This window comes from Ketobacter alkanivorans (genome assembly GCF_002863865.1).
GTDB classification, from domain to species: domain Bacteria; phylum Pseudomonadota; class Gammaproteobacteria; order Pseudomonadales; family Ketobacteraceae; genus Ketobacter; species Ketobacter alkanivorans.
Genome location: NZ_CP022684.1, coordinates 375,636 through 387,273, shown reverse-complemented (window position 1 = coordinate 387,273; position 11,638 = coordinate 375,636). Strand labels below are relative to the sequence as shown.

General features: G+C 52.3%; 10 protein-coding genes. 6 read left to right on the top strand and 4 right to left on the bottom strand.

Annotated elements, in window-relative coordinates; genetic code table 11:
- Positions 1–87 precede the first annotated feature (87 nt).
- A complete protein-coding gene (locus Kalk_RS01770) occupies positions 88–1,518 on the bottom strand; it encodes a DUF6986 family protein (RefSeq protein ID WP_101892572.1) in 1,431 nt (476 codons plus the stop codon).
- Between the two features lie 315 nt (positions 1,519–1,833).
- Between Kalk_RS01770 and Kalk_RS01765 the strand changes: the two genes are divergently transcribed.
- The gene (locus Kalk_RS01765; protein ID WP_158643259.1) at positions 1,834–3,897 is read left to right on the top strand and encodes a hypothetical protein; all 2,064 of its coding nucleotides are present in this window, start codon (positions 1,834–1,836) and stop codon (positions 3,895–3,897) included.
- 72 nt (positions 3,898–3,969) lie between these two features.
- On the opposite strand, the gene Kalk_RS01760 is transcribed toward Kalk_RS01765, so the two are convergent.
- From Kalk_RS01760 to Kalk_RS01750, 3 genes are all read right to left on the bottom strand, one after another.
- Positions 3,970–4,398, bottom strand: coding sequence for a type 2 periplasmic-binding domain-containing protein (locus tag Kalk_RS01760; protein WP_101892570.1), 429 nt, complete (start codon positions 4,396–4,398; stop codon positions 3,970–3,972).
- A 13-nt stretch (positions 4,399–4,411) separates the two neighbouring features.
- On the bottom strand, positions 4,412–5,407 hold the full coding sequence (locus Kalk_RS01755) for a hypothetical protein (RefSeq protein WP_101892569.1): 996 nt from the start codon (positions 5,405–5,407) through the stop codon (positions 4,412–4,414).
- A gap of 228 nt (positions 5,408–5,635) precedes the next feature.
- Positions 5,636–6,466 carry an SDR family oxidoreductase gene (locus tag Kalk_RS01750; RefSeq protein ID WP_101892568.1) on the bottom strand — a complete coding sequence of 277 codons (831 nt, stop codon included), beginning with the start codon at positions 6,464–6,466 and terminating at the stop codon, positions 5,636–5,638.
- A gap of 132 nt (positions 6,467–6,598) precedes the next feature.
- On the opposite strand from Kalk_RS01750, the gene Kalk_RS01745 reads away from it, so the two are divergent.
- The 5 genes from Kalk_RS01745 to Kalk_RS01725 all read left to right on the top strand — a co-directional run bounded on the left by Kalk_RS01745 (position 6,599) and on the right by Kalk_RS01725 (position 11,636).
- Positions 6,599–7,444: a DUF4892 domain-containing protein gene (locus tag Kalk_RS01745; protein WP_101892567.1), complete on the top strand. Its 846-nt coding sequence runs from the start codon at positions 6,599–6,601 to the stop codon at positions 7,442–7,444.
- 241 nt (positions 7,445–7,685) lie between these two features.
- Positions 7,686–8,636 (top strand): 50S ribosomal protein L3 N(5)-glutamine methyltransferase, encoded by a 951-nt coding sequence (gene prmB, locus Kalk_RS01740; protein WP_101892566.1) that lies wholly within the window; start codon positions 7,686–7,688, stop codon positions 8,634–8,636.
- A 119-nt stretch (positions 8,637–8,755) separates the two neighbouring features.
- A complete protein-coding gene (gene aroC, locus Kalk_RS01735; RefSeq protein ID WP_101896171.1) occupies positions 8,756–9,859 on the top strand; it encodes a chorismate synthase in 1,104 nt (367 codons plus the stop codon).
- A gap of 3 nt (positions 9,860–9,862) precedes the next feature.
- Entirely contained in the window at positions 9,863–11,044 is a 1,182-nt protein-coding gene (locus Kalk_RS01730) for an MFS transporter (RefSeq protein WP_101896170.1), read from the top strand.
- Positions 11,022–11,636 (top strand): methylthioribulose 1-phosphate dehydratase, encoded by a 615-nt coding sequence (locus Kalk_RS01725; RefSeq protein ID WP_101892565.1) that lies wholly within the window; start codon positions 11,022–11,024, stop codon positions 11,634–11,636. Before Kalk_RS01730 ends, Kalk_RS01725 begins: the two co-directional genes overlap by 23 nt.
- Positions 11,637–11,638: the final 2 nt, after the last annotated feature.

Below are 11,638 nucleotides of genomic sequence, written 5' to 3'. Positions count from 1 at the left end.
AGGGTACGACTATTGCGCACCCTTAATATCAGATCAATATCAGTGTTATATCGTCTATTTTACGTCCAGTTTTCAGACGTTGGCCCACTATGCGTGGGCGCGATTGGCAACGATATGCACAAAGGAACGTGACTTCAGTTCTGCCATGGTGATACCGGTGGAGGCGGCTTCTTGCTCTGTGATGGCTCCACAAGCGATACCACGCAGGAAAAAGTTCAGCAGACCTTGGCCAGTTGCAGCGTCATCGAATGTATTGCCTACCAGAGTGGCTTGTGCAGCTTTACCGATGAAGGCTTCCAAGCGCTTGGAGGCATCCGGCAAGCCTTCGAGGAAGAAGGCGTATACAGCCGCATAGCGGATGGGCAATTGGCCTGGGTTCAGATCCCAGCCTTGGTAATAGGCGTGGCGCAGGGAATGCTGGATATTGTCGTAGTGCAGTTTCCAGGCTGAGTGGGTCACAGCGGTGTTTTCCAGAACTTGCTGCGTAGTCAATTCGCCTTTGTGGGGGCCGATGGGCATTACAGTGGTAGCACCATCACTGATGGTGAGACCGGTACCGGCACACGCTACTTGCAGGACATGACGGGCGAAATCAGAAGCCGGATGGGTATGAGTCTGATGCGCTGCAGTGATGTTGCAGGTGGCTGTGTAGTCGTAAGTGCCGAAAATGGCAGATCGGCAGCGGCCACGGGCGGCAGCGGCGAGTACACGAACCTGGTTGGAACCATCGGCATCAATGATGGCCTGAGTGGTTTCAATCATGATCTCGAGTTTAAGAGAGCCTGCTTCGTAGCCGCATTTTGCTTCAATTATGTCCAGCAGGTCTGCCAGGGCGGCCACTTGCTCTGGATGGGTTACCTTGGGCAGGGTGATGATAAAGTTCGCTGGCAGTTTGCCACCGGTTACTTCAGCCAAGCGGGTCAGGAACAGATCCAGGGTACGCACGGAGCGCTCACGACATTCCTCGGTAAAGGTTTTGATGCGAATACCGATGAAGGGGGGCAGGGTGCCTGCTTCCATGCCTTTGGCGACTTCTTCTGCAGTGCGCACGGCGTCGGCGTCTTCTTCTGCATCAGGGCGGTTGCCGTAGCCATCTTCAAAGTCGATGCGGCTGTCTTCAATGGGCTCGCTGCTGAGCTTTTTCACCACTCGATCGTATACGGTATAAGCCAACCAGGCTGCGGGGTTGGCTTCTTTCATTTTTTCAGGTTCGGCTGCCACGGCTTCGCCCAGCACTTTGGCCTCTGCGGCTGTGGTGGGCAGGGAGTCTGAGCCGGTCATGCCCAAAACCCGGGCAAGTGTACAAAAATCAGGGGCGTAGGTGTCCAGTGCCCGCAGAGCCAGGCTGCCCAGCTTTTGTGCTGCGCCGGCTTTGTACAGGTTGGCTCCACCATACACGGTGTGCACCTGTTGTCGGTCAGATGAATCGCCCGGGTAAAGGGTGCTGTGTTTCTGGTTGGATTCAGCCAGTCTGGCCAGAATGGATTGGGTGTCAGAATCGGTCAGTGTCAGTTTCATGCGTTACCCGTGCCCTTAAAAGGTCCTTTAAACAAGCGTTTTAATTTCAACTCAAGCCTCTGCAAATATCTGATGTTAGACGATTTTTTGCAGTGTTGAGGTGAAAAGACAGAATAGAAGAAGCCACACATTTTACCGGCCCCCACTTAAGAAGGGTAGATTATATAGTGGACCAACAGTCACGACTATATAGATTAGCGCATAATTGAAACTCACCCAAACGGGTGATAGTTCATTTAGCCAGCTTGTTGTTATTCTAACTAGACGTAATTTTGGCAAAAAAATCATCATCAAATTATAAAAAAGGACTTTTAAATGGGAGCGTTGGGGCGTACCTGCTGTTTGGTGTGGGCTATATGTGTGTGTTTAGGATTGACCGGGTGCGGCGGTGGAACCGCGCCAAAAATGGAGTGGGGTGGATCAGAGTTTCTGGGGTTTCCATGGCCTAATGACTTGCGCCGTAACCCTGATGGCACCGTAGATATCGAGGGCTTTCCCGGAACGGGGAATCCGTTGCTCAAGGCCATACTGGATAAAGGCGTTCCGTACATGCATGGTTTTGGCACGAACTCCGGTGTGATATTTCAGTTTAATGGCCCTTTGGATACCGATTCGCTACCCAGCGCGCTGGATTCACTGGAAGATGACGCCGTTGCGATGTTGGTTAACCTTGATCAGAATTCGCCGCTATATCTGCAGCGCATTCCACTTCGTGTTCATTTCGATCCACTCAGCACCCTGTATCAACCTGGCCACCTCCTGACCCTCTTACCGGTTCCTGGTTACGCGTTAGAGCCAGATACCCTGTATGGCGCGATCCTATTTTCCGGAATTCTCGATGACTCATCCAAGCCGATACTGCCGGCGCCGTTGATCAGCGCGCTTACTGAAAATGAACGCCCAGCCAGCATCAACGCAGACACTTGGGATGTGCTGCAGCAACAGTGGGGCAGGGTATCGGGTTATGTATCCGGGCATACCGAATGGGACGTTGGTCAGCTGGCAGGGTTTACGGTGTATCGCACCATGAATCCAACCGAGTATACCTTCCCGGTGGCGCAGGCCGTTGCTGCTATAGACGATGAAACCATTATCAACTCCGTGGAAATTGTGCATGAGGGTTTAATGTGCGGTTATTACAATCATATTCCTATGGTGGCGCAGGTGGCTCTGCCGGTGTGGCAACAGGGCACTCACCCTTACTCGTTGGGTGGTGGAATGGTGCAGATAGATGAATCCACAGGCCTAGCGGTGCAGCAAGGCGTTGAGTCGGTTGATATGTCGATTGATATTGGTTGTACCGGGGGCGCTACCCCCAAAATTCCGATGATTTTTGCAGAGGGAACCGGCGGTACGCATTATTCTGCCACTAACATCTCTGGCGGTTTCTACGAACAGGATCCTTTCGATCATGTTGCTCTGGCCGTTGCACCTCATTACTCCGGGGATCGCTCCTCTCCTGTGTTAAGCGATTTTGCCTCTTTCCTGGGTGAGTTTGGTGTTCAGGTGGATTCCTCAGATCTACAGGGGATAACGTTTTACAATCTTGTGAATCCAGCTGCGAATATCGGCAACCATATTCAGAGTGCCGCGGATCAGCTGTACTTGCGGCGGGTGGCGACGCTGCTGCCGCAAATATTGGAGCGTCATGGCCCGATCACAGAGCCTCTGAATTTCGATTTCTCTACTTTTAGCGTACGTGATGATATCGCAGTGCTGGCAGGCCACAGCCAGGGCGCCAGTGTGATACCGATGGCTATGGCCATGGATAACACCTTTAATATCGGGTTTTTGAGTGGTGCGCCTTCTCATGCGTATTTTCAGGCTGTGCACCGAGGCTCGATCCGGCAGCTTCTGCCATTGATACTGGCAGGGTTGGTAGACAATGAAGTGGATTACCACCACCCGTTAATGCAGATACTGCAGATGATGCATGGACCTGCGGATTCAGTAAATTACGTGCCCTTTATGAAGCCTGATTATCTGATGCAGGTGGCGGGTTTTGACGACGCCTGCGTTCCCAGAGAGGCATCAGCGGCGCTTGGCTTGGCGTTTGCCCGGGCTGGATTCATGGAGCTGGCACAGCGAATCAGTTGGCAATATGATTATTTCGACCCCGATTTTGTGTTGGGGCTGACCGAAGACGATCATGTGATGTATCCAGTGATGGAGGGCAATCTTCCCGGTGGCGGGGTTGGCCTCTTTATCCAGTTGCCTGGAGGGCATAGTTGGTATGGGGCTCAAAAGTCGGGGTTGGATTTTCTGCAGCGGGCGATCGGTGCTGAACCTGATCGCATAATCAGAGAACCAAGTAACACCGATTTCAGCCTTGACTGTGATTTTCGCAGGGAGCAGGGCAGTGGTGGTGCCTACTATTGATTAATGAGGAAACATAATGGGTATAGAGTCAGTAGGGTGGTGCTGACTCTATACCCTCCGTTGCAGTAACGGTCAGAAGGACAGTACAACCTTGACGTTTGCGGTCACCATATCAGACGGTATGTAACCGAGCGTATTTGGATTTTTGGAAATGAGTTCCAGTACCTCTGCCTCGGAAGCCACTTCTTTCGGAGGGGTGCCTTTACCTGAAAACATCAGCATGGCCCAGTACGAACGTACTTGGCTATCCGTTTTTCGAATAATCGTTTCCTGAAAATAATCGCGATGAGTGGAGGGTTGCTGTATTTCAATTGGCACGGCCGGTTGGCCATTAGTGAAGGTTTTTTCCTTGGATAGGAATATCCGTTCCACTGTACCTTTATCAAACTCGGCACTGTTGCTGGGGTGTACAATAACCGAATAGCCTTCCGCCATAGCGAGTGGGCTAAAAGAGGAGAGCATAACTGACAGTAAAAGCAGCGTTTTAAGTTCCCTAATCATGATCCACCCCTCCTTAAAATATGAAGTCTAATGCGACAGAAAGAAGCTCTGAGCGATATTCGTCAGCCTCAACAGGCCCTACTACTGTATAGCCACCCTCAGTCTCATAATGGAAGTTTGAATATTCAACTTTGAGCGCCGCAGCGGGTTTGAAATCCCAACGCAAACCAATGGTGTGAGTTTGTTTCTCTTCAACCGCTTCGTATTGGGAGTAGGTGTAATGAGGGGTTAGGGTTCCAAACTGGTAACCCAATGAAACGTAGCCGCTTTTCTCCTTTTCACCGTTATCGACCTCAGTGTATTCACTGCGCCAAAGGATGGATTCATAGTCAATCATGAAAGCCGCTGCTTTATAGGTGATATCGGTATTGGACGCCTCTGGATCTACCTGGATTAGACCACCGGGCGTATTAACCAGTAGAGGTTTGGGGTCTATTCCCAGCTTCAGGGTGTGATAAACGCCTCGCAGTCGCATCCACTCATACTCCACCATCAAGTTGATGCCCTGGCTTTTGGTGATATCCGCCACCACGTCTTCAGTTTCATCGGTTTCTGCGCCATACCAGATCTGAGTGGTGAGCCCGACATTATTGAAGTAGTGGGTGTTTACCAGATTCACACCGGTGAGGGTGGATACGGGGATACCGTAGGTGTCCGCCGGGGGGCGTACCCAGTGATAGGCGTAAGCAGCATCAAGAAAGTCAGAATAGTAGAACAACGGCAACCGGAAACGCCCGGCATTTACCACGGTTTCCGGCGTGAGCTGATACGACACATAGGCCCACTCAATAAAGGCATCGCTGCCCTCGGCTCCCTTTCCAGTGATTTGTACCGTCGCAGTCATTTCATCGTTGATGTCAGCAACTGCCCGCAACGCGACAAGGGTTTCTGGTTCAAAACGGATTTCATCATCGTAAGTACCGCCGGACACTGCATCGGCAGTATAGGGTTCATCCCCTTCGCCCAGTAACGTTCCCGCTACGATTGAGCCGTAGCCGTTGAAACGCACGTCGAATGCCTGTGCTTGCCCAGAGAACAGCAAAAGTGAACACAAGCATAGAGATGTAAACGCTGGCTGGACTATGTTTTGAATTTGCCTTAGAACCATCTGGCACTGCTCCCTTTGATATGGATATTGAGACGCTAGAAATGTGATGCATATCACAAAATCCAGCCTGGTCGGTAACTTCTGACTTGTCGAATATCGGGAGGCGATGGTTAAAGGGGGGCGCAGGCTCTAATCTGAGCGCTGCGCTTGATCTTTCACCTGCTGAGCCAGTGGCAACTGCGCCTGTAGGTGCTTATCCAGGTCGCGACACTTGTAATCCCAGGCCTTGCGGGCTTTGTCGTGGGGCATTACCAGAAACTGGCTTGATTCAACTGCTTCATAAACCGCCGCCGCAATGTCATCGGCACTGAGTTCGCTTGCCCCTTCCACCAGTTTCTCGAGTTTGGCGGAGGTGGTTTGGTCGGGCGAGCGCATGGATTCACCCAGGTTGGTTTTGAAGAAAGAAGGGCACACACAGGTTACCCCGATCCCATGGGGTTGCAGCTCGCATGCCAGGGTTTCCGATAACGAAACAACAGCTGCTTTGGATACGTTGTAGTTGCTCATGCCGGGAGGGTTCAGCAGGCCGGCCATGGATGCAATATTGACAATATGCCCAGCAGATTGATTTTTCATCAGTGGAATGGCCGCCTGGCAGCCCCGCAATACACCAAAAAAGTTAATGTCCATGACCCATTCCCAGTCCTCGCTGCTGATCCAGTCAAATGGGCCACCGGCAGCAACACCGGCGTTATTGATCATGACATCCAGTCCGCCCCAACGCTTCTGCACCGTGTCCACCGCAGATTTAATGTCCTCGATATTGCGTACGTCACAACGTTGGTATAACGCGTCTACTTTATAGGCATTCAGCTCGGTCAGAGCGGCTTGGCCGCGCTCATCATTTAGATCCACGATGGCGACATGATGGCCGTGTTTAGCGAACGTCATCGCCATTGCTTTGCCAAGTCCGCTGGCACCCCCGGTAATTAATACGCGCTTTGCACCTGAGCGATCCATTGCTGTGTCCTTAAGGTAATTGAAGTCTGGAATGGCGATTGATGGTAGAGTAATTTGCACCGTAGTTGAACACTGCTTGAATCGAATACTGCGCTCTGCTAGTTTCTAAACCGTTGAGTGGACAGGAAAATTATGAGTATTCTGAGCAAACTAATATTTGTTACTGCATTTTTCGGGGTTGCGGGCTGGGCCCAGGCTAACGTTGCCGAGGGACTGTTTCAACAGCCGCGCAATGTCTCTGAGGCGCTGGATCAGGATCGGCAATACAGTTTGCCCCTTGGTAAAGTGCGATTTGATCGCTCCATTGGGCGCGATGTGCCCGCGCGGGTAAAGCGTCTGAAAGGTGAATTTAAATCGGTTTTATGGGAGTTGTCCGGGGCTGAGTCTCTTAATGAAGCGCAGACCCGGGTAGACAACCTTACTCAAGAGCCGCAGTTCGAGCAGCTGTATTCCTGTAAGGGCCGCGATTGCGGCGAAAGCTTTGCCTGGGCCAATTCGGTGTTCCGGCAGCCCAATCTGTACGGCAATGACCGCAACCAGAATTTATGGGTTGTCAGAGACAAAGGCGCCCAGCGCTATCATGTTTACTATTTGGTGGAGCGCCCCAACCGCCGCATCTACTTTTACGAAGAATCCTTATCGGTGCCCGACCTGATGCTCGACGAAGCCCGTTTCAAAGATATGTTGGGTCATCAGGGATTTGTGATCATAGGGGAGGCGGTGATTGATGGGGGTAAACCGGATATTAAGCCTCTGGTAGACAAACTCAGCCCATACATTGGGTTAAAAGGCGGCAAACAGTTGGTTGTACATCGGCACGGCCCGGCGCTGAACGTTGATATTGCCAGCCCGTTAAAGGCAGCGCTGCAGGCCGCCGGGTTCAGCATCGAAGTGGTGGATGTCGGCAACAGCGCCCCTCGCTCCGAGGCCCCTGGTGATGCCTGGATAGAGTGGGTTGATCCTGTCTGGAATCCGTAACGGGTCGCTCTGGTTGTATTTTGATCAAATTGGTCTATTTTTTATTGAATCAAAAGCCGACCCAGAGTGTGCTACCCATGAAGCCAGCCACCCCTATGCCGCGCAATATCAAGACCAATCCTGTTTCCCGTCAACGCCGTCAGCGTACTCGAGCTCTTATTCGTTCCCGAATGCGCACAAGGCGTTAGAGCATTTCGCCTTAACCATGTAAAATCCCGCTTTTTGCAGCGGACGAGACATCATGGTTGCCCACACAGATATCAGTCAGGACATCATAAACACCGATGAGGCTATCGCCGAGCTGGTGACCATTCGTGATTTTTTGCGTTGGTCGGTCAGCTTGTTTAACGAGCATCAAGTGGTGCTTGGACACGGTTTTGATGATCCTTGGGATGAGGCCGTTGCGCTGGTATTGCATGCTCTGCACCTTCCCTGGGACATTGATGTTCGCATTCAGGATGCCCGCGTGCTGGCCTCAGAGCGCAGCGCCATTTGTCGTCTGTTGACGCGAAGAGTGGTAGAGCGGGTGCCCACCTCCTATTTAACCGGCACCGGATGGTTTGCCGGGATTCCGTTTAAAGTCGATCAGCGGGTGCTTATTCCTCGCTCGCCCATTGGGGAGCTGATTGAAAACCAGTTCTCCCCTTGGGTGGATCCCGATCAGGTCGAAAGCATTCTGGATATGTGCACTGGCAGTGGTTGCATTGGCATTGCCTGCGCCCAGTATTTTCCCGATGCCTTGGTGGATTGTGTGGATCTCAGCGAGGATGCACTGGATGTGGCGGAGCAGAATGTGCAGTCCCTGGGTGCAGAACACCAAGTTAATGTCATTTATTCTGACTTGTTCGAAGCACTGGATGGGCGCACCTACGACATCATCGTCTCCAACCCTCCTTATGTAGACAAGCAGGATATGGACGCGCTGGCGGACGAGTTCCATCATGAGCCCCGCATGGGGCTGGAAGCCGGTGCTGACGGACTGGATATCGTGCGTCGAATGTTGCCCGAGCTGTCGCGCCATCTCAACCCTGGCGGTATTGCCGTGATCGAGGTGGGTAACTCCTGGGAGGCGCTGGAGCTGGCCTATCCGAACGTGGGGTTCACCTGGCTGGAATTCGAGCGGGGTGGCATGGGTGTATTTGTCCTCACCAAAGAGCAGATCGACCATCATCAAGCTGATTTTGTACTTTAATAAAGCCCAATAAGTTATTGAATTTCAAATACTAGACACAGTCTAAATTGCTTTAGCATGTTGCAGGGGTGACCGGTATAATGACCGGCGCATCAAACTCACCAATCTCAGAGCGTATCATGTCAGGAAACACATTCGGAAAGCTGTTCACCGTTACTACCTTTGGAGAAAGTCATGGTATTGCTCTGGGCTGTATCGTTGATGGCTGCCCGCCTGGGCTGGAATTGACCGAGGCTGACCTGCAACGGGATCTGGATCGCCGTAAGCCCGGCACATCCAAATACACCACCCAACGGCGAGAGGATGATGAAGTTCAGATCCTGTCCGGTGTATTTGAGGGTCAAACCACTGGCACGTCCATCGGCCTGCTGATCATGAACAAAGATCAGAAATCCAAAGATTACTCCGATATTAAAGATACTTTCCGACCGGCTCATGCAGATTACACCTACCACCAGAAATACGGCGTGAGAGATTATCGCGGTGGCGGTCGTTCTTCTGCCCGCGAAACGGCCATGCGTGTCGCCGCTGGGGCCATTGCCAAAAAGTACCTGAAGGAAAAGTTCGGTATTGAAGTCCGAGGCTATGTGTCACAGATTGGCGACATCAAACCCAAGGCGTTTGATTGGGATGCAGTTGAACAAAATCCGTTCTTTTGCCCTGACCCTGCCGTAGTGCCAGAAATGGAAGCCCTGATCGACCAGTTGCGCCGCGACGGCAGCTCCATCGGTGCCAGGGTGACCGTAGTGGCAAGCGGCGTGATGCCTGGCTTAGGTGAGCCCATTTTTGATCGATTGGATGCGGAGCTGGCCCACGCCTTGATGAGCATTAATGCGGTAAAAGGTGTTGAGATTGGCGCAGGTTTTGAGTGTGTTACGCAGCGTGGAGAGCAGCATCGGGATGAAATCACCCCGGCTGGCTTCCTTTCCAATAACGCGGGCGGCATCCTCGGCGGCATCTCATCCGGGCAGGACATTATTGCGCACATCGCGCTAAAACCCACCTCCAGCTTACGTATACCCGGGCGCAGCATCGACAAGGCTGGCAACCCTATCGAAGTGGTCACCACAGGCAGACACGACCCTTGTGTGGGTGTGCGCGCTACCCCCATCGCCGAGGCCATGATGGCCATGGTGTTGTTGGATCATGTACTGCGTCATCGCGGCCAAAACGCGGATGTGGCTTCCGGTACCCCGGTGGTTCCTGGAGCTGTCCAGGGGTAAGTGGTGTCGAACCAGGTACCCTATTGGCGTCTATCCGCGTTCTACTTTAATTACTTTGGATTGCTGGGCGCCATGCTCCCGTTCTGGGGTCTGTTTCTGCGTGAACAGGGTTTCAGCTTGGCGCAGATAGGCCAGTTAATGGCCATTCTGGTGGGCACTAAACTGATTGCACCCAACATGTGGGGCTGGCTGGCAGACCATACCGGTAAACGCCTTTGGGTGATCAGGCTTGGGTCAATGCTGGCGTTATTCATATTCTGTTTTATTTTCCTTGAGCCAGGGTTTTGGGGTGTAGCCTTGGTGATGGCAGGTTTCAGTTTCTTCTGGAATGCCATTCTGCCGCAATTTGAAGTGGTGACTCTGCGCCATCTTGATCGCGCCACCGAACAGTACAGCCGTATTCGGTTGTGGGGGTCGGTTGGATTCGTGTTGGCGGTTGTGGGGCTTGGGTGGTTTTTCGAGCGCCATTCGTTGCAATTGCTGCCAGCCATACTCACCGGGCTGTTGGCGTTGATTGCGATTTCCAGCTTCACGGTCAGCGGCTCAGGGCAAGGGGCCCGGCAGCGGGGCAGTCTGTCAGCGTTCCTGCAGCAACTCAAATCACCTCAACCCATTTTGTTTTTCAGTATCTGTTTCTTGCTGCAAATATCGCATGGCCCTTATTACACCTTCTTTTCGATCTATCTTGAGGATTACGCCTACAGCAAAACCGCCATTGGCTGGCTATGGGCATTGGGGGTTATCGCTGAAATTGGTGTATTTCTGATCGCCCACAAACTTTTTGATCGCTATAGCGTGCGCAGTCTGGCGTTTTATTGCCTATTGATTACTGCGCTGCGCTGGCTGGTAACCGGGCTGTTCCCGGATCAAGGCTGGATTATCTTTTTAGCGCAAATCAGTCACGCCGCAAGCTTCGGAGTGTTTCACGCCATCGCCATGCACTTGATTCACCGATATTTCAGCACCCAGGCATCCGGGCAGGGCCAAGCCATGTACAGCGCCCTCAGTTTTGGTGCCGGTGGAGCAGTGGGTGCCTATCTTTCAGGATTCATTGTTGAAAACTGGGGTGGTTCCATGGCTTACTTTATGGCAGCAGGAGTGGCGCTGGCGGCTGGCATACTGGCCATGGCGCTGTCCTCTCATTCAACCAACAGGATATCTCATGACGGAACTGAATCAGCTTAAGCAGGATGTTATCAATATCGGAAAGTGGGTTGATGCCCATAACTGGTGCCCGGCCACCAGTGGCAACCTGTCCGCTCGCATCGACCAGCAGCGCATCCTGATCACCGTTTCCGGTAACGCAAAAGGTGAGCTGACTGAAAACGATCTGATGGAAGTGGATTCCAAAGGTAACCCTTATAACAGCGATAAAAAGCCCTCTGCAGAAACACTACTGCATGCGCTTATTTACGGTCATGCACAAGATGCGCGTTACATTATTCATACTCATTCCGTATACGGCACGGTGTTCAGTCGTGCTATCTGGAACGGCGAAATTCGCTTCAACAACTACGAGATGCAGAAGGCGTTCCGGGGGGTTACCTCCCATGAGCAGGAAATCTCAGTTCCGGTTTACGGCAATAACCAGGACATGATGGCGCTTGGGCGCGAGATAGATACCTATCTGGCATCTAACCCCAGTTGCCCTGCATTCATTCTTGCAGGCCATGGCATATACAGCTGGGGCAGCACCGTTGCCGAAGCCAAACGCCACAGCGAGGCGATGGAGTTCCTGATGGAATGCGAATACAAAAGTTGCTTGCTGCTTAAATAACA

Excerpts from the sequence above, each read along its gene's own strand:
- Kalk_RS01765 (WP_158643259.1), top strand. The coding sequence starts at position 1,834 with ATGGGAGCGTTGGGGCGTACCTGCTGTTTGGTGTGGGCTATATGTGTG.
- Kalk_RS01760 (WP_101892570.1), bottom strand. The coding sequence starts at position 4,398 with ATGATTAGGGAACTTAAAACGCTGCTTTTACTGTCAGTTATGCTCTCC.
- aroC (WP_101896171.1), top strand. The coding sequence starts at position 8,756 with ATGTCAGGAAACACATTCGGAAAGCTGTTCACCGTTACTACCTTTGGA.
- Kalk_RS01750 (WP_101892568.1), bottom strand. The coding sequence starts at position 6,466 with ATGGATCGCTCAGGTGCAAAGCGCGTATTAATTACCGGGGGTGCCAGC.
- Kalk_RS01745 (WP_101892567.1), top strand. The coding sequence starts at position 6,599 with ATGAGTATTCTGAGCAAACTAATATTTGTTACTGCATTTTTCGGGGTT.
- prmB (WP_101892566.1), top strand. The coding sequence starts at position 7,686 with ATGGTTGCCCACACAGATATCAGTCAGGACATCATAAACACCGATGAG.
- Kalk_RS01725 (WP_101892565.1), top strand. The coding sequence starts at position 11,022 with ATGACGGAACTGAATCAGCTTAAGCAGGATGTTATCAATATCGGAAAG.
- Kalk_RS01770 (WP_101892572.1), bottom strand. The coding sequence starts at position 1,518 with ATGAAACTGACACTGACCGATTCTGACACCCAATCCATTCTGGCCAGA.